Source organism: Streptomyces sp. NBC_00249 (assembly GCF_026342355.1).
Classification (GTDB): domain Bacteria; phylum Actinomycetota; class Actinomycetes; order Streptomycetales; family Streptomycetaceae; genus Streptomyces.
This window is the reverse complement of record NZ_JAPEMV010000012.1, coordinates 117,726-135,159: the sequence shown is the minus strand read 5'-3', so window position 1 is coordinate 135,159 and position 17,434 is coordinate 117,726. Positions and strand designations below refer to the sequence as shown.

Annotated in this window: 13 protein-coding genes; 10 read left to right on the top strand and 3 right to left on the bottom strand. The window is 73.2% G+C overall.

What is annotated here, in order from left to right; translation table 11 throughout:
• Positions 1 to 8: 8 nt before the first annotated feature.
• Positions 9 to 647 carry a TetR/AcrR family transcriptional regulator gene (locus OOK31_RS37740; protein WP_267091971.1) on the bottom strand — a complete coding sequence of 213 codons (639 nt, stop codon included), beginning with the start codon at positions 645 to 647 and terminating at the stop codon, positions 9 to 11.
• Positions 648 to 897: 250 nt separating this feature from the next.
• On the opposite strand from OOK31_RS37740, the gene OOK31_RS37735 reads away from it, so the two are divergent.
• Positions 898 to 2,079 (top strand): transposase, encoded by a 1,182-nt coding sequence (locus OOK31_RS37735; RefSeq protein ID WP_267091970.1) that lies wholly within the window; start codon positions 898 to 900, stop codon positions 2,077 to 2,079.
• 203 nt (positions 2,080 to 2,282) lie between these two features.
• Here OOK31_RS37735 and OOK31_RS37730 read toward each other — a convergent pair whose 3' ends face one another.
• Positions 2,283 to 2,789, bottom strand: a complete 507-nt coding sequence (locus OOK31_RS37730) for a hypothetical protein (RefSeq protein ID WP_267091969.1) — start codon at positions 2,787 to 2,789, stop codon at positions 2,283 to 2,285.
• Positions 2,786 to 3,349, bottom strand: a complete 564-nt coding sequence (locus tag OOK31_RS37725) for a hypothetical protein (protein WP_267091968.1) — start codon at positions 3,347 to 3,349, stop codon at positions 2,786 to 2,788. The genes OOK31_RS37730 and OOK31_RS37725 overlap by 4 nt, the downstream gene beginning before the upstream one ends.
• A 142-nt stretch (positions 3,350 to 3,491) precedes the next feature.
• On the opposite strand from OOK31_RS37725, the gene OOK31_RS37720 reads away from it, so the two are divergent.
• The 9 genes from OOK31_RS37720 to OOK31_RS37680 all read left to right on the top strand — a co-directional run bounded on the left by OOK31_RS37720 (position 3,492) and on the right by OOK31_RS37680 (position 17,406).
• Complete coding sequence (locus OOK31_RS37720; protein WP_267091967.1) at positions 3,492 to 3,935, top strand: helix-turn-helix domain-containing protein; 444 nt, start codon at positions 3,492 to 3,494, stop codon at positions 3,933 to 3,935.
• A gap of 154 nt (positions 3,936 to 4,089) precedes the next feature.
• Positions 4,090 to 5,073, top strand: coding sequence for a DUF1702 family protein (locus OOK31_RS37715; RefSeq protein WP_267091966.1), 984 nt, complete (start codon positions 4,090 to 4,092; stop codon positions 5,071 to 5,073).
• Positions 5,074 to 5,163: 90 nt separating this feature from the next.
• Entirely contained in the window at positions 5,164 to 6,150 is a 987-nt protein-coding gene (locus OOK31_RS37710) for a DUF1702 family protein (protein WP_267091965.1), read from the top strand.
• Entirely contained in the window at positions 6,147 to 8,069 is a 1,923-nt protein-coding gene (locus OOK31_RS37705) for a CRTAC1 family protein (RefSeq protein ID WP_267091964.1), read from the top strand. Before OOK31_RS37710 ends, OOK31_RS37705 begins: the two co-directional genes overlap by 4 nt.
• 2 nt (positions 8,070 to 8,071) lie before the next feature.
• A complete protein-coding gene (locus tag OOK31_RS37700) occupies positions 8,072 to 9,235 on the top strand; it encodes an enediyne biosynthesis protein (RefSeq protein ID WP_267091963.1) in 1,164 nt (387 codons plus the stop codon).
• Positions 9,232 to 15,051, top strand: coding sequence for a type I polyketide synthase (locus OOK31_RS37695; RefSeq protein ID WP_267091962.1), 5,820 nt, complete (start codon positions 9,232 to 9,234; stop codon positions 15,049 to 15,051). Before OOK31_RS37700 ends, OOK31_RS37695 begins: the two co-directional genes overlap by 4 nt.
• Positions 15,048 to 15,515 (top strand): acyl-CoA thioesterase, encoded by a 468-nt coding sequence (locus OOK31_RS37690; RefSeq protein ID WP_267091961.1) that lies wholly within the window; start codon positions 15,048 to 15,050, stop codon positions 15,513 to 15,515. The genes OOK31_RS37695 and OOK31_RS37690 overlap by 4 nt, the downstream gene beginning before the upstream one ends.
• Positions 15,512 to 16,060 carry a flavin reductase family protein gene (locus OOK31_RS37685; protein WP_267091960.1) on the top strand — a complete coding sequence of 183 codons (549 nt, stop codon included), beginning with the start codon at positions 15,512 to 15,514 and terminating at the stop codon, positions 16,058 to 16,060. Before OOK31_RS37690 ends, OOK31_RS37685 begins: the two co-directional genes overlap by 4 nt.
• Positions 16,057 to 17,406: a cytochrome P450 gene (locus tag OOK31_RS37680; protein WP_267091959.1), complete on the top strand. Its 1,350-nt coding sequence runs from the start codon at positions 16,057 to 16,059 to the stop codon at positions 17,404 to 17,406. The genes OOK31_RS37685 and OOK31_RS37680 overlap by 4 nt, the downstream gene beginning before the upstream one ends.
• Positions 17,407 to 17,434 lie beyond the last annotated feature (28 nt).

Below are 17,434 nucleotides of genomic sequence, written 5' to 3'. Positions count from 1 at the left end.
GCGACGGACTAGCCGGCGCCCCGGACGGGATCCCACCGGGTGACGTCGCCGACGGTCTCCCGGTCGGCCAGTATCCCGACGAGGATCAGCCGCCAGGTGTTCTCCAGCAGCGCGACCGCGCCCTCCACCGACCAGGACGGCCCCGCGGGACGCCGCGAGGCCATCTCGGTCGCCGAGACCAGGCTCACCACCAGGGCGGTCACCGCCTCCGCGTCCGTCTCCCCGAACAGCCCGCCGTCGTCCCGGGCCTGCCGCAGCAGTTCGCGGGCGGTCGGCAGCCAGGTCGCGGACCACGGCTGCGCCCCGGGCCGCTCCCGCTCCAGCCGGATGGTGGCCCGGACCGCCGCGTTCCTGCCGATCTGGCGCGCCAGTTCCAGCGTCAGGTCGACGAGCTGGCGCAGCGCGGGTCCCGGCCGGCCGCGTACGCGTTCCAGGGCCGCCCGGGTGTCGGCGCGGCCCACCTTCTCGACGGCCTCGGCCAGTTCGGCCTTGGACTTGAAGTGGAAGGTCAGTCCGCCCACCGAGATCCCGGCCGACTTGCTGATCTGTGACAACGAGGTACCGGCGTAGCCGTCCTGGTCGAAGTGCGAGGCGGCTGCCCGCACGAGGGCGTCACGGCTCCTGACCGCCCTCTGCTGATTCGCCATGGGTTCTCCGAAAGCGCGTCGGGAGGTGCCCGGCCCGATCGGTGCGCTGTCCCAGGCACCTCATGCATGTGCGTCGTTGCGATCCGTCACAGTTTCCGCATGATCAGGTCGCCGGGGCAACGCAGAGTTGCCGAAGTCGCCCCGTCGGGGCCGCCGTGGGGACGGGTCCGTTCCGCCTACTGGAAAAAAAACGAACGATCGCTATGCTGTTTCGGAGCGGCTGGACGACCGATGGAGGAGGGATCGTGCCATGGCGGCGACCGACGTGAACCTCGCCCAAGCACCCGTCTCGGTGATGACGGAACAGCTCTTCGGGCACCTGCCCCGGGCGGACCAGCGCTACTGGGCGCAGGCCTATCTCCAGGGGCTGCTGACCACCGAGGGCAAGAAGTCCATCCGGCGGATCGCCGCCGCGGTCTCCGACTCCCCGACCGCCCCGCAGTCCATGCACCAGTTCGTCAACGCCAGCCCCTGGGACTGGGAGTTCGCCCGCGCCGAGCTGACCCGCTGGGTGGAACGCAGGCTGGAACCCCAGGCATGGGTGCTCGACACGGCCGTCCTGCGCAAGCGCGGCGAGCACTCCTGCGGGGTGCACCGCCGCTTCGTGCCCGCCACCGGACGCTCCGTCAACTGCCAGGTCGGTCTCGGCGCCTTCCTCGCCACCGAGACCGACGCCTTCCCCACCGACTGGGGCCTGCTCCTCCCGGGGGCCTGGGCCGGCGACGAACAGCGCCGCTCCCGGGCCAGGATCCCCGAGGGCGTCACCCACCGCCCCGTCGAACAGCACGCCCTCGACCTCGCGGACACCCTCGCGCGGCACACCCGCGCCGGCGCCCCGCCGATCGTCGCCGACCTCACCTCCTGCCCCGGCGCCGCCGCACTGGTCCGGGCCCTGAGCGCGCGCGGCCGCGACTTCGTCATGGCGGTCCCCGCCCGCATACCGGTCGTACCCGGCGTACGCGGCAACGGCCGGGCGGCATACGTGGGCGGCGGCGGCCTGCCGGCCGCCATGGAGGCCCGGCGCTTCTTCGAGCTCAAGCCCGAGAGCCACTTCCGCCTCGACACCCTCGGCGGCCACGAGGGACACACCGGCCGCACCTCCGTGGTCACCGGCCTGGTCCGGCTGCCCGAGCTGCGCACCGCCCGGCAGAACCCGCACCACACCTACCGGCTGTTCGCCGTACGCCAGCAGGCGGGCCGGCGCTCGCCCCAGCTGTGGCTCACCAACATGGTGTACCGCCGCTCCGACGAACTCGTCGCGCTGGCGCAGCTCCACCGCAGGGCGGCCATCACCGTCCAGCGCCTGGAGGAAGACTTCGGCCTGCTCGACTTCGAGGGCCGCTCCTACCCCGGCTGGCACCACCACATGACCCTCGTGTCGGCGGCCTACGCGTACAGCCGCCTCGCCCTCCCCGCGGGCCGTACGGCCTGACCCGCGAGGACCCCCCTCCCCGGGTCCGAGCCCCCCGCCCCTCCGCCTCACCCACCCCCGCGGCGGAGGGGCGGGGTTTTACGCGCGCGCGGGCGCGCGGCCCGGCCGCCGGACATGCCGGAGCCCGTACGGACCGGAGCCCGTACGGACCGGAGCCCGTACGGACCGGAGTCCGTACGGGCACAGAGGCAGGCGACCCGGCCTCAGCCGGTGACCGCGGGCCCCGCCGGCAGGGGCGGCGGCATCAGGTGGCGCCGGGCGGCCACGGCGAGCAGCGCGTACCCGCCCGCCAGCAGCGCGAAGGTGAAGATCCACTCGTAGGACCCCCCGGGCCGGTAGACCCGCCCCGGGTTGCCCACGTCCACGGCGGCCGCCGCCCGCCCCATGCCGAGGGAGCCGCGCCCCGTCCCGTACAGCTTGACGTTCTCCCGCAGCCCCGTCCCGTCGGCGGCGCGGAAGGTCCCCGACCACTCGCAGGTCTCGTGCCCGGGATGCCGGATGCACGACAGCCGGCTCGCGGTGAACGTGCCCGCGACCCCGTCGGCCGTCGCCGACCGCAGCGCGTTGCCGACGTTGGGCAGCGACAGGTAGAGCAGCAGCGCGCCGGCCAGCAGCACCAGCAGCGAGACGAACCCCGACGGCCTGCGGACGGACCGCGCGGCAGGTGCGGGCGCGGCCGCAGCGGGTGCGGGCGCGGCCGTCAGGGTCATGACGCCAGGGCGCAGTCGCAGCGGGCCGAGGCGTTGTCGGCGTTGGCCCGCGTGTGCAGCACCATCGCGACGATCATCGGGATGGTGACGATCGCGTTGTAGAAGAGGTGCAGCTCCACGCGCGGCGCCAGCAGCTGGATGATGCTCGTCGGCACCGTCTTGCCGAACAGGAAGGTGGCGGTCAGCGCCTGGAGCAGGAGCAGCAGGTGCTCGAAGTGGTGCCACACCTGGATGCCCAGGGTGAGGTTCCACCAGGTGCGGGAGCGGCCGGTGAACCCGCGCCGCAGCAGCAGGAACCCGACCAGCATCAGCAGGGCGTACCCGTAGTGCATCCACTCGGACTTCACCAGCCACGGGAACGGCACCCCGAGGACCCCCCGCGCCTCCGGCAGCGGCCAGCCCAGGACGTAGATCTGCGCGGCCTGCGTCAGGTGCTCGGCCCAGTGCGCCAGGACGACGACCAGGAAGACCCGTAACGCGGTCTTGTGGTAGCGGGTGTTGAGCGCGTCGATCAGTCCGGTCGTCTGCCGGGTCGCGGGGTGGGTTGTTCCAGCGGCCATCACGACACACCTCCATCGGTTGCGGATCCGCGCACCATCCCACCACCGGCGGCGGCGGGCGGTCTTCTTCCGGATTGCGCAACCGGCACCCGCCGGCCCGGACGGGTCCTTTCACGCAACCCTCCCGGTTACGGTGGGCCGCATGCTGCCACGGACGTACGAAGGCCAGGACTGCTCCCTCGCCCGCTCCCTGGAGGTGATCGGCGAACGCTGGAGCCTGCTGATCGTGCGCTCGGCGCTCCTCGGGGTGAAGCGCTTCGACGGCTTCCTGGGCAGCCTCCAGATCGCCCGCAACGTCCTCACCAACCGGCTGGCCCGGCTCGTCGACCTCGGGATCCTCGAACGCGTCCCCTACCAGGACAAGCCCGTGCGCTACGAGTACCCCCTCACCCCCATGGGCCGGGACCTGACCACGGCCGTGATCGCCCTGATGCAGTGGGGCGACCGCAACCTGCCCACCGCCGACGGCCCGCCGCGCCGGGCCGAGCACATCGGCTGCGACGGACACGTCCACGTCCGGCTCGGCTGCGACGGCTGCGCCCGCGAGGTGCACGACGAGGAGGTCGCGGTCCGCCGCGCCCGCTGACCCCACGCACCCCCGCCGCGAAACCCCAGCCGAGCCTGAACGGCCCCTGCCCGTAAGGCCGTTGCGCACACCCGAAGATGCCGCGCCCGAGCCCCCGCACCGACCCTGGGGCCCTTCGCCACCACCCCCGGTGGCTGCGCCGAGGAGGCACCGCGTGGCAACGGCACTGGGTTCACTGCGCAGGCTTCTCATGGCCCCGTCCCTGCGGGACGTCAGCTTCGCCGGCCGTGGCTTCCCCGTCACCGAGACGGCCGCCACGCGGCAGCTCGAGACCATCCCGCAGGCCGTCGTCAGCGGCTTCGAATGGGGCATCGAAGCCCGCGACCTGTGGGAGACCGAGCGCAGGCTGTCGCTGGTCGACGCCGAGCTGCGCGGCTTCGCCTACGAGGGCGCCACCATGGCCTGCGTCATCCGCGACACCATGGGCCCCGGCCGCGGCACCCGCACCGCGGACCTGCTCCAGGGCGGCGGCCGGCCGCACATCTTCCTCAACTACATCGGCATCGGCTTCGCCATGTCCAAGCTGCCCCGGCCGCTGTGGAAGAAGGTCGTGCCCGACCTCGAGGGCGAGGAGTTCTACCCGCCCATGACCTGGCTCGCGGTCGACGGCTACGGCTTCGACAAGGCCTACTTCGACACCCGCCGCTGGATCGACGAGCAGCGCCTCGACACCCCCTACCCGTGGGACGGACACCCCGCGTACTTCCAGCGGGCCGTCGACCAGGGCATCGGCCGCGCCCTGTGGTTCGTGAACGGCGCCCGCGTCGAACAGGTCGCCGCCGCCGTCCGCCGCTTCGCCACCGACCGGCAGCCCGACCTGTGGGCCGGAGTCGGACTCGCCGCCACCTTCGCCGGCTGCTCCACCGCCGAGGACCTCGCCGCCCTCGGCGCCGCCGCCGGCGGGCTGCGCGACCACGTGGCCCAGGGCTCCGTGTTCGCCGCGAAGGCCCGCCACTTCTCGCGGACCGTCCCGGAGCACACCCGTACCGCCGTGCACGCGCTGGCCGGCCTCACCGTGGAGTCCGCCGCAGCCCTCGCCGACGACAGCGCCCCCGCCCCGAGCGCCGCGGGCGAGGTCCCCACGTACGAGCACTGGCGCCGCGCCGTACGCGAAAAGGTGCTCGTCAATTCCGTATGAGCATTCTTGAAGTGGACCGTTCGACAGGGCACTTGGCAGATTCGAATTGAGTAGTGAATTCCAGGAGCAGAAACGAGGGGCGGTTACAACGTGTCCACCTTGCGTGCGCTGAGGCGCCGAGTCCTCACGCCCAATGTCCGGGAAACGCAGCTGGAAACGCGCGGATTCCACGTCAAGAACCCGGCGGCCAAGCACCAGCTGGAAACCGTCGGCGCGACCTTCCTCCAGGGGTACGCCTACGCGGTCGAGGCCCGGTCCGCGGCCCAGGCCGAGGAGTGGCTGGAGACCGTCCCCCTCGCCTACCGAGGCTTCGCCTACGAGGGCGCCGGCATGGGCGCCGTCATGCTCGACTCCCTCACCGGCGGGAACAAGCGGCTCACCGGCCTCCTCCAGGGCGAGGGCCGCCGCCACGACTACATGATCTACGTCGGGATCGGCTGGGCCATGGCCCGCCTCCCGCGCTTCCTGTGGCCCGACGTGAGCCGCTTCGACCCGGTCCTGCGCTGGCTGATCCTGGACGGGTACGGCTTCCACCAGGCGTACTTCCACACCGACGGCTACGTCCGCGACCCGCACGCCGACCACCCCTTCCACTGGAAGGGCGGCCCCGACGCCTACAGCGCCCGCGTCATCGACCAGGGCATCGGCCGCGCCCTGTGGTTCGTCGGAGGCACCGACCCCGACGTGGTCGCCGCCCTGATCGCGGCCTACCCCGAGCACCGCCACGGCGACCTCTACGCCGGATCCGGCCTGGCCTGCACCTACGCGGGCAGCGCCGACGAGGACGAGCTGCGCCGCTTCGCCGGCCTCGCCGGCCGCCACCTGCCGAACCTGGCCCAGGGCTCCGCGTTCGCCGCCGAGGCCCGCGTCAGGGCCGGCACCGTCATCGACCACACCGTCATGGCGACCCGTGTGCTGTGCGGCGGCCGCACCCCCGAGGAGGCCTCCCGGGTGTGCCTGGAACTGCGCCCCGCCCACTGCGACGGCGGTGAGGTCCCGGCCTTCGAGACCTGGCGGCAGCAGATCGCGGAGAAGATCACCTCCCCGCTCATCTTCCAGAAGGGGGTCAGCGCATGACGCACCCCATTTCCTGGATACGCCGGCAGGCTCCGGGAATTGTCGCGCTCACCCTGATGGTGAGCCTGTTCTACGCCGTGAAACCCGCGTCCCAGGCCGTTGCCGACGACGCGGAACTCGCGCGGGATTTCACCTTCGTGCCGATGTCGATCGCCATGCCCGCCGGATACCGGCAGCAGACCGTCCGCAAGGTGAACAAGGCCTACAAGCACATCGAGGGCTGGATCTCCTCGGTCGGCGCCGGCGTCGCCATGAACGACATCGACGCCGACGGACTGCCCAACGACCTGTGCATCACCGACCCCCGCATCGACCAGGCCGTGGTCACCCCCGCGCCGGTCCCCGGCCGCAAGAGCCAGGTGTACCAGCCCTTCGTGCTGGACCCGGCGCCGCTGCCGAAGAACGAGATCACCGCGCCGATCGGCTGCGTCCCCGGCGACTTCAACGAGGACGGCGCCACCGACCTCCTCGTCTACTACTGGGGCCGCACCCCCGTCATCTTCCAGGCCAAGAAGGAGGCCCGCGCGGACAAGGCACCGCTGGGCCCCGACAGCTTCGTCCCCGTCGAACTGGTGCCCGGCATCGGCGGCGCCGTCTACTCCGGCCCGCTGTGGAACTCCGACGCCGCGACCGTCGCCGACTTCGACGGCGACGGCCACCAGGACATCTACATCGGGAACTACTTCCCCGACAGCCCCGTCCTGGACGACACCGTCGACGGCGGCGTCACCATGAACGACTCCCTGTCCCACGCCCAGAACGGCGGCGGCGGCCACTTCTTCCGCTGGACCCCCAAGGGCTTCGAAGAGGTACCGGGCGTCCTGCCCGAGGGCCTCTCCAAGGGCTGGACCCTCGCCGTCTCCGCCACCGACCTCGACGGCGACCTCAAGCCCGAGCTGTACCTGGCGCACGACTTCGGCACCTCCGCCCTGCTCTACAACAAGTCCCGCCCGGGGAAGTTCGAGTTCGCCGAGGTCAAGGCCGCCCACACCGGGCTGACCCCGAAGTCCAAGGAAATGGGCCGCAGCTCCTTCAAGGGCATGGGCGTCGACTTCGCAGACCTGGACGGCGACGGCCTCTACGACGCCTTCGTCTCCAACATCACCACCTCCTTCGGCATCCAGGAATCCAACTTCGCCTTCATCAACTCGGCCCGCGACCAGGCCGACCTCAAGACCCGCCTCGGCTCCGGCGAAGCCCCCTTCACCGACCGCAGCGCCCCCCTGAACCTCGCCTGGTCCGGCTGGGGCTGGGACGTGAAGACCGGCGACTTCGACAACGACGGCACGCAGGAGATCACCCAGGCCACCGGCTTCCTCAAGGGCAAGCGCAACCGCTGGCCCCAGCTCCAGGAGCTGGCCACCGCCAACGACGAACTCGTCAAGCACCCCTACTTCTGGCCCAACGTCGAAGAGGGCGACGACCTCGCCGGCGACCAGTTCCTGCGCTTCTTCGCCAAGAACAAGGACGGCGCCTACAGCAACCTGTCCAAGCAGCTCGGCCTGGGCGTCCCCGTCCCCACCCGCGGCATCGCCACCGGCGACGCCGACGGCGACGGCCGCCTCGACCTCGTCGTGGCCCGCCAGTGGGACGCCCCCGTCTTCTACTGCAACATGAGCGGCTCCGAAGGCGCCTTCCTCGGACTGCGGCTCACCGACGAGAACGGCTCACCCCTCATCGGCGCCCAGGCCACCGCCCGCGGACCCGGCGGGAAGACCCTGCTGGGCCGCGTCGACGGCGGCAGCGGGCACTCCGGCAAGCGCAGCCACGAGATCCACTTCGGGCTCGGCTCCGCCGCCGGCCCCGTCCCCGTGCACCTCAGCTGGCGCGACCGCACCGGCCAGGTACGCACCCAGGACCTTCAGCTGACCCCCGGCTGGCACTCGCTCCAGCTCGGCGCCGAGGCCAAGGAGAAGTGACCGTGACCACCACACCGCAAGCCGCGCCCCCACGCCACGACGCGAAGGTGATCAAGGCGCTCCAACGGTTCGCCGTCTCCATCTCCGTCCTCAACATCCTCGGGTACACGGTCCTCGGCTTCGAACAGGCCTGGCTGTGGCCGTTCGTCGCGCTCGCCACCGGATACACCACGGAGATCGTCCTGGAGGCGATCGGCGCCCGCGCCGAAGGCCGCGCGCCCCGCTACGCCGGACGCGGCCGCAAGGGCCTCGTGGAGTTCCTCCTCCCGGCGCACATCACCTCCCTCGCCGTGAACATGCTCACCTACGTCAACGACCGCATCTGGGTCATGATCTTCGGCGTCGTCGTCGCCGTCGCCACCAAGTGGGTGCTGCGCTCCCCCCTCAAGGGACGCATGCGGCACTACATGAACCCGTCGAACTTCGGCATCGCGGTCATCCTGATGCTCTTCCCCTGGGCCAGCATCGCCCCGCCGTACCACTTCACCGAGTACCTCCACGGCCCCGGCGACTGGGTCCTGCCGGCGATCATCATCACCCTCGGCACCCTGCTCAACGCCAAGCTGACCGGCCGCATGTGGCTCATCACGGCCTGGCTCGTCGGCTTCGCCCTCCAGGCCGTCGTCCGCGGCCTGCTGCTGGGCACCGCCATCCCGTCGGCGCTCGGCATGATGACCGGCACCGCCTTCGTGCTCTTCACCAACTACATGGTCACCGACCCCGGGACCTCCCCCTCCAAGCGCTCCTCCCAGATCGTCTTCGGAGCCGGCGTCGCCGCGATGTACGGCCTGCTGACCGCCGTCGGCATCGCCTACGGCATCTTCTTCGCCACCGCCCTGGTCTGCCTGATCCGCGGCGGCTACCTGTGGGGCCTGCACCACCTCGACAAGCGGCGCGCCGACGCCAACGGAGCGTCCGCGGCCCCCGCCCCGCGCCCCGCCGAGGGACTCACCGTCCTGCCCACCGCGGCCCCGGCCCCGGCGTCGGCACTGACGGCCGCCCCTCCGCCGCCCCCGGCCCTCGCGCCGGCCGGCGCACCCGCCCCGGCCGCCACCGCGGTCCTCGCGGTCCCGGCCCCGGCCGACGCCTGCGCCGCCGGCACCTGCCAGCACGGCAAGTGCGCCTCGATGCGGGCGGCCAGGGAGAAGAAAGAGGTCTCCGTATGACCAGAATCGCCATCGTCGGCATGGCGGCCCGCTACCCCGACGCCACCAGCCACCGGGAACTGTGGGAGAACGCGATCGCCGGACGCCGCGCCTTCCGCCGGCTGCCGGCCGTACGCATGAACCTCGACGACTACTACGACCCCGACCCGACGGTCCCCGACCGGTTCTACGCCCGCAACGCCGCCGTCATCGACGGCTACCGCTTCGACCGCGTCGCCCACCGCATCGCCGGCAGCACCTACCGGTCCACCGACCTGACGCACTGGCTCGCCCTGGACACCGCCACCGCCGCCCTGTCCGACGCAGGCTTCCGGGCCGGCGAGGGACTGCCCCGGCCGCGCACCGGAGTCGTCGTCGGCAACACCCTCACCGGAGAGTTCTCCCGCGCCAACGTGATGCGGCTGCGCTGGCCGTACGTACGGCGCGTGCTCGCCGCCGCCCTCAAGGGCCAGGACTGGGAGGACGAACGCCTCGCCGACTTCCTCGACGGGGTCGAGGACGCCTACAAAAAGCCCTTCCCGGCCATCGACGAGGACACCCTCGCCGGCGGCCTCTCCAACACCATCGCCGGCCGCATCTGCAACCACTTCGACCTGGGCGGCGGCGGCTACACCGTCGACGGGGCCTGCTCCTCCTCGCTCCTGTCGGTCACCACCGCCGCCGGATCCCTCGTCGGCGGAGACCTCGACGTCGTCGTGGCGGGCGGCGTCGACCTGTCCATCGACCCCTTCGAGATCATCGGGTTCGCCAAGACCGGCGCCCTCGCCAGGAAGGAGATGCGGCTCTACGACCGCGGCTCCAACGGCTTCTGGCCCGGCGAGGGCTGCGGCATGGTCGTCCTGATGCGCGAGGAGGACGCCCTCGCCCAGGGCCGCCGCGTCTACGCGACCGTCGCGGGCTGGGGCATCGCCTCCGACGGCCAGGGCGGCATCACCCGCCCCGAGGTCAGCGGCTACCAGCTGGCCATGAGCCGCGCCTACGACCGGGCCGGCTTCGGCGTCGGGACCGTCCCGCTCTTCGAGGGCCACGGCACCGGCACCGCCGTCGGCGACGCCACCGAACTCCGGGCGATCATGGGCGCCCGCGCCGCGGACGACCCCACCGCCCCCCACGCCGCCATCACCTCCGTCAAGGGCATGATCGGGCACACCAAGGCCGCCGCCGGCATCGCCGGACTCATCAAGGCCACCATGGCCGTCGACGCGGGCGTCCTGCCCCCCGCCATCGGCTGCGTCGACCCGCACGAGCTCCTCACCGCCGACGGGGCCAACCTGCGCGTGCTGCGCAAGGCCGAGGCCTGGCCCGACGGCGCACCCCTGCGCGCGGCCGTCACCGCCATGGGCTTCGGTGGCATCAACACCCACGTGGTCCTCGACAAGACCCCGCCCAAGCGGCGCACCGCACCCAGCCGGCGCACCACGACCCTCGCGGGCTCCCTCCAGGACGCCGAACTGCTCCTGCTGGACGGCGACTCCCCGCAGGCCCTGCGCGCCCGCGCAGCCGAGGTCGGCGCCTTCGCCGCCGGACTGTCCTACGCCCAGCTCGGCGACCTCGCCGCCACCCTCCAGCGCGAACTGCGCGAACTGCCCTACCGCGCGGCCGTGGTCACCACCTCCCCCGACGACGCCGAACTACGGCTGCGCCACATCGTCGAAGCCCTCGACGAGGGCGCCCTCACCCTCCCCGCCGGCGACGGCCGCACCCTGCTCGGCAGGGCCACCGACACGCCCCGCATCGGCTTCCTCTTCCCCGGCCAGGGCTCCGGCCACGGCACCGGCGGAGGCGCGCTGCGCCGCCGCTTCACCGAGGCCGCCGAGGTGTACGAGCGGGCCGCACTGCCCGCCGCCGGCGACATGGTGGCGACCGGCGTGGCCCAGCCGCGCATCGTCACCGGCTCCACGGCGGGCCTGCGCGTCCTGGAATCCCTCGGCATCGAGGCCGACGTCGCCGTCGGCCACAGCCTCGGCGAACTCTCCGCCCTGCACTGGGCGGGCGCCCTCGACGCCCCCGCCCTGCTGGAGGTCGCCCGGGTCCGCGGCCGCACCATGGCCGAACACAGCGCCTCCGGCACCATGGCCTCGATCGCCGCCGCCCCCGACACGGCCACCTCCCTCGCCGAAGGCCTGCCCGTCGTCATCGCCGGGTTCAACAGCCCCGGCCAGACCGTCCTGGCCGGACCCGTCGACGCCGTCGAGGCCGTCGCCGGGCGCGCCGCACGGGCCGGGGTCACCTGCACCCGCCTCGCCGTCTCGCACGCCTTCCACTCGCCGCTGGTCGCCCCGGCCGCCGACTCCTTCGGGGACTGGATCACCGGCGTCCCCTTCGGCGCCGTGGACCGCCGCATCGTCTCCACCGTCACCGGCGAGGACCTGCGCGCCGACAGCGACCTCCCCAAACTGCTGCACCGCCAGATCACCGACCCCGTGCTGTTCGCCCAGGCCGTCAAGGCCGCCGCCGAGGACGTCGACCTGTTCGTCGAGGTCGGCCCCGGCCGGGTGCTGAGCGCCCTCACCGCCGCCGGCGCGGACGTACCCGCCGTCGCCCTCGACACCGACTCCGAGTCCCTGCGCCCACTGCTCCAGGTCGTCGGCGCCGCCTACGTCGCGGGGGCCCCGCTGATCCACGAACGGCTCTTCAACGACCGGCTCACCCGGCCCCTGGAGATCGGCGCCACCTTCGACTTCCTGTCCAGCCCCTGCGAGCAGGCCCCCGAGGTCACCCTGCCCGCCGGCCGCCCCCGCGCGGCCACGGCGGCCGAGGACACTCCCGACGCCGCCGCCACCCCGGACGGCGCCGCCGGCGGATCGGCCCTCGACGTCCTGCGCGCCCTCGTCGCCGAACGCGCCGAACTGCCGCCCGAACTCGTCGGCGACGACATCAGCCTCATCGACGAACTCCACATGAGCTCCATCACCGTCGGCCAGCTCGTCAACCAGGCCGCCGGGCGGCTCGGCATCGCCGCCGCCCACGTCCCCACCAACTTCGCCACCGCGACCCTGATCCAGCTCGCCGAAGCCCTGGAGACCCTCGCCGACACCGCAGGCTCCGGACCCGCGGGCCCCACCGCCCTCGTCACCGGCGCCGCCCCCTGGGCCCGGCCCTTCGCCGTCGACCTGGAACCCGTACCCCTGCCCCCGCCCCCGCCCGCCGGGAGCGACGGCGCCTGGGAGCTGTACGCCCCGCGGGAACACCCGTACGCCCAGACCCTGCGCCAGGAACTGGAACGCTCCGGGACCGGAGCCGGCGTCCTGGTCTGGCTGCCGTCGCCCTGCCCGCCCGAAGCCCTCGAACAGGCCCTGACCGCCGCCCGGTCCGCCCTCGCCGGGGACCGCGCACGCCGCTTCGTCCTCGTCCAGGACGGCCCCGGCGCCGCCGGACTCGCCAAGAGCCTGCACCTGGAGGCCCCGCACCTGCGGACCACCGTCGTCCACACCCCCGCCACCGCGGACAGCGTCGCCCGCGTCCTCGCGGAGGTCGCCGCCACCACCGTCTTCACCGAGGTCCACTACGACACCGACGGCACCCGCCGCGTCCCCACCCTGAGCGTGCTGCCCTACGAGCCCGCCCGCACCGAACAGGTCCTGGACGCCTCGGACGTCCTCCTCGTCACCGGCGGCGCCAAGGGCATCACCGCCGAGTGCGCCCTCGCCCTGGCCAAGGAGACCGGCGCCCGCCTGGCCCTGATCGGCCGCTCCGACCCCGCCGAGGACCCGGACGTCGCCGCGAACCTGCGCCGCATGACCGACAGCGGGATCACCGTCGGCTACGCCCGCGCCGACGTCACCGACCCCGCCGCGACCGCCGAGGCCGTCGCCGCCCTCACCGGCGAACTCGGCCCCGTCACCGCCGTCCTGCACGGAGCCGGACGCAACGAACCCGCCGCCCTCACCGCCCTGACCGCCGACGACTTCCGCCGCACCTTCGCACCCAAGGTCGGCGGACTGCACGCCGTGCTCGGCGCCGTGGACCAGGGAGCGCTGAAGCTGCTCGTCACCTTCGGCAGCATCATCGGCCGCGCCGGACTGCGCGGCGAGGCCCACTACGCCACCGCCAACGAGTGGCTGGCCGCCGCCACCGAACAGGTCGCCCGCGACCTGCCCCACTGCCGGGCCCTGTGCCTGGAATGGTCCGTGTGGTCCGGCGTCGGCATGGGCGAGAAACTGTCCGTCGTCGAATCCCTCACCCGCGAGGGCATCACCCCCGTCACCCCCGACCAGGGCATCGAGATCCTGCTGCGCCTGGTCCGCGACCCCGACGCCCCCGTGGTGAGCGTCGTCAGCGGCCGGACCGAAGGCATCGAGACCGTACGACGCGCCCTGCCGCCCCTGCCCCTGCTGCGGTTCACCGGCAACCCGCTGGTCCGCTACCACGGCGTGGAGCTGGTGACCGAGGTCGAACTCAACCCGGGAACCGACCTCTACCTCGCCGGCCACCTGCTCGACGGCAACCTGCTGCTGCCGGCGGTCCTCGGCATGGAGGCCATGGTCCAGGTCGCCTCCGCCGTCACCGGACGCGACAGCGTCCCCGTCATCGAGGACGTCCGCTTCCTGCGGCCCGTCGTCGTCCCGCCCGGCGGCTCCACCCGCATCCGCGTCGCCGCCACCGTCACCGGCCCGGACACCGTGGCCGTCGCCCTGCACTCGGCGGAGACCGGCTTCGCCGCCGAGCACTTCCGGGGACGGCTGCGCTACACCCGGGACCTCCCGGTCCCCGACGGACCACCGGCGCAGACCGCCCCGGGACTGCCAGACGTACCGCTGGACCCGGCCGGCGACCTGTACGGCGGGATCCTCTTCCAGGGCGAGCGCTTCCAGCGGCTGCGCACCTTCCACCGGGCCGCCGCCCGCCACGTCGACGCCGACGTCGCGATCGGCGCCCCCGGCGGCTGGTTCGCCGGCTTCCTGCCCGGCACCCTGCTGCTCGCCGACCCGGGCATGCGCGACGCCCTCATGCACGGCAACCAGGTGTGCGTCCCCGACGCCACCCTGCTGCCCTCCGGCATCGAACGGCTCTACCCGCTCGCCGCCGCCGCGGAGCTCACCGGCGAACTGCGCTACTGCGCCACCGAGCGGTACCGCGACGGCGACACGTACGTGTACGACATCGCCGTACGCACCCCGGACGGAACCGTCGTCGAACGCTGGGAAGGCCTCACCCTGCACGCCGTGCGCAAGACCGACGGCCAGGGCCCCTGGGTGGCGCCCCTGCTCGGCTCCTACCTCGAACGGACCGTGGAGGAGGTGCTCGGCACCCGCATCGCCATCGCCGTCGAACCGGACCCCGCCGGGCACGACCCCTCCGTCACCGGCCGGCGCGCGGCCACCGCCCTCGCCCTCGGACGGGCCCTCGGCGAAGCCACCGAGGTCCGCTACCGCCCCGACGGGCGACCGGAACTGCCCGCCGGCCCCCAGGTGTCGGCGGCGCACGGCGCGGGAGTGACCCTCGGCGCGGTCTCCGACCGGACCGTCGCCTGCGACGTCGAGGCCGTCGAGACGCGCACCGGGGACCAATGGGCGGGCCTGCTCGGGGAACACGCGGGCCTGGCCGCGCTGGTGGCCGAGGAGAGCGGGGAGGAACCCGACACGGCCGCGACCCGCGTCTGGAGCGCCGCCGAATGCCTGCGCAAGGCGGGGATCCTGTCCGGGGCGCCCCTCACAGCGGCGCCGGCCACCCGGGACAACTGGGTGACCTTCACCTCGGGCGGACTGCGGATCGCGACCTTCGCCACCACCCTGCGCGGGCTGCCCGCACCCGTCGTCCTCGCCTTCCTCACCGACGCCCCGGCCCCGGCACCGACCGGACCCTCCCCGTCATGACGGGCCCGGCGGACCGCTTCGAGCACCGGCACACCGTCGCCTTCGCGGAAACGGGCCTGTGCGGCACCGCGGACTACGTGAACTACCTGCACTGGCAGGGGCGCTGCCGGGAGATGTTCCTGCGCGGGGCCAGGCTCGAAGCGGCCGCCGACGGCGGCCCGTCCGAGGTACGGCTGTTCACGCTCCAGGTCGAATGCGAACTCCTCGAGGCCGTCGTGGCCCTCGACCGCCTGACCGTCCGGATGGGCGTGGCCGAACTGGGCCACACCCAGTTCGACCTGACCTTCGACTACGTCAAGGAGACGGCGGAGGGCGACGTACCCGTGGCCCGGGGCCGGCAGCGCGTCGCATGCCTGACCGGCCCCGACACGGCCCCGGTCCCCGCACTGATCCCCGAAGCGCTGGCGCACGCGCTGGCGCCCTACGCGGCCGCGACCCGGCCGCGGGCAGGGAGGCAGACATGACCTCGACGACCACCGTGCCCGTGGAACTCGTCGACATCGACGACGGAGCACAGCTGCGCGCGGCCTTCGGGGCCTTCCCCACCGGCGTCACCGTGGTGACCGTCGGCGGGCGGGCCCCGCGCGGGATGACGGCCAACTCGTACACCTCCGTCTCCCTCGCACCCCCGCTCGTACTGATCAGCGTGAACAAGGACGCCGTCATGCACGAGCGGCTCGACGCGGCCCCCGGCTTCTGCGTCTCGGTGCTCGGCGCCGGCCAGGAAGCCGTCGCACGGCACTTCGCCGACCGGTCCCGCCCCGACGGCGCCGGCCAGTTCGAGACCGTCGACTGGGCGCCCGGCCGGGCCCTCGACGCACCCCTGATCACCGGCGCCGTCGCACACCTCGAATGCGAGAAGTGGCGCGTGTACGACGGCGGCGACCACACCCTCTTCCTCGGCAAGGTGGTCACGGCGGCCCGCCGCCCGGGCGCCGAGGCCCTGCTCTTCTGCAACGGACGCTTCCGCGAGGCCCGCCCCGCGCACCCCGAAGGGAGGGCGGCATGAACGCCGTACCGCCGGGCCCGCCCCTGCGCGCGCTCCCCGGCCTGCTGCGCAAACTCGCCGTGGACCGCCTCGGACTCATGCGGGACGCGGCCGCGCTCGGCGACGCCGTCCGCGTCTCCATGGGACCCAAGAAGCTGTACATCTTCAACCGGCCCGACTACGCCAAGCACGTCCTGGCCGACAACAGCGACAACTACCACAAGGGCATCGGCCTCGTGCAGGCCCGCCGCGTCCTCGGCGACGGCCTCCTCACCAGCGACGGCGAGATCTGGCGCAACCAGCGCCGGATCGTGCAGCCGGCCTTCAAGCCGGGCCGCATCGCCGCACAGGCCGACGCCGTCGCCGAGGAGGCGGCCAAGCTCGTCGCCCTGCTGCGGGGACACGAGGGTGCGGGCCCCGTCGACATCCTGCACGAGGTCACCGGCCTCACCCTCGGAGTGCTCGGCCGCACCCTCCTCGACTCCGACCTCGCGGCCTACGACTCCATCGCGCACGCCTTCGAAGAGGTCCAGGACCAGGCCATGCTGGAGATGGTCACCCAGGGCATGACGCCCGGCTGGCTGCCCTTCCCGGCACAGGCCCGCTTCCGCCGGGCCCGCCGGGAACTGGGCCGCGTCGCCGACCGGCTCGTGGCCGGCCGCGCCGCCCGCCTCGCCGACGGCGAAGGCGCCGACGACGCCCTCGCCCGCATCGTGCGGGCCGCCCGGCAGCAGGAGAAGGACCCGCGCCGGGCCCGCAGGCGGCTCCGCGAGGAACTGGTGACCCTGCTCCTCGCCGGCCACGAGACCACCGCCAGCACCCTCGGCTGGACCCTGCACCTGCTGGCCACCCACCCCGAGGCGCACGCCAAGGTCCGCGAGGAGGCCAGGACCGTCCTGGGCGACCGGGTCCCGCGCGCCGACGACCTGCACGGGCTGACGTACACGACGAAGGTCGTCCAGGAGGCCATGCGCCTCTACCCGCCGGTGTGGGTGCTCCCGCGCGTCGCCCAGCAGGACGACGTGGTCGGCGGCTTCGAGGTGTCCGCCAAGGCGGACGTCCTGATCTGCCCCTACGTCATGCACCGCAACCCGGCGCTGTGGGAGGACCCCGAACGCTTCGACCCCGACCGCTTCGAACCGGAACGGGTCGCCAGCCGGCCCCGCTACGCGTACATCCCCTTCGGGGCGGGCCCCCGCTTCTGCGTCGGCAGCAACCTCGGCATGATGGAGGCCGTCTTCGTCACGGCCCTGGTCACCCGGGACCTCGACCTGATCCGGGCCCACGGCGCCCCCGCGGTGGCCGAACCCATGCTCTCCCTGCGGATGCGCGGCGGACTCCCCGTACGGGTGCGCTCGGCGAACTGAACGAAACGGGGGCGGGCCGCAGGTGATC

Coding starts and splice junctions, on each gene's coding strand:
- OOK31_RS37740 (WP_267091971.1), bottom strand. CDS start 647: ATGGCGAATCAGCAGAGGGCGGTCAGGAGCCGTGACGCCCTCGTGCGG.
- OOK31_RS37735 (WP_267091970.1), top strand. CDS start 898: ATGGCGGCGACCGACGTGAACCTCGCCCAAGCACCCGTCTCGGTGATG.
- OOK31_RS37730 (WP_267091969.1), bottom strand. CDS start 2,789: ATGACCCTGACGGCCGCGCCCGCACCCGCTGCGGCCGCGCCCGCACCT.
- OOK31_RS37725 (WP_267091968.1), bottom strand. CDS start 3,349: ATGGCCGCTGGAACAACCCACCCCGCGACCCGGCAGACGACCGGACTG.
- OOK31_RS37720 (WP_267091967.1), top strand. CDS start 3,492: ATGCTGCCACGGACGTACGAAGGCCAGGACTGCTCCCTCGCCCGCTCC.
- OOK31_RS37705 (WP_267091964.1), top strand. CDS start 6,147: ATGACGCACCCCATTTCCTGGATACGCCGGCAGGCTCCGGGAATTGTC.
- OOK31_RS37695 (WP_267091962.1), top strand. CDS start 9,232: ATGACCAGAATCGCCATCGTCGGCATGGCGGCCCGCTACCCCGACGCC.
- OOK31_RS37690 (WP_267091961.1), top strand. CDS start 15,048: ATGACGGGCCCGGCGGACCGCTTCGAGCACCGGCACACCGTCGCCTTC.
- OOK31_RS37685 (WP_267091960.1), top strand. CDS start 15,512: ATGACCTCGACGACCACCGTGCCCGTGGAACTCGTCGACATCGACGAC.
- OOK31_RS37680 (WP_267091959.1), top strand. CDS start 16,057: ATGAACGCCGTACCGCCGGGCCCGCCCCTGCGCGCGCTCCCCGGCCTG.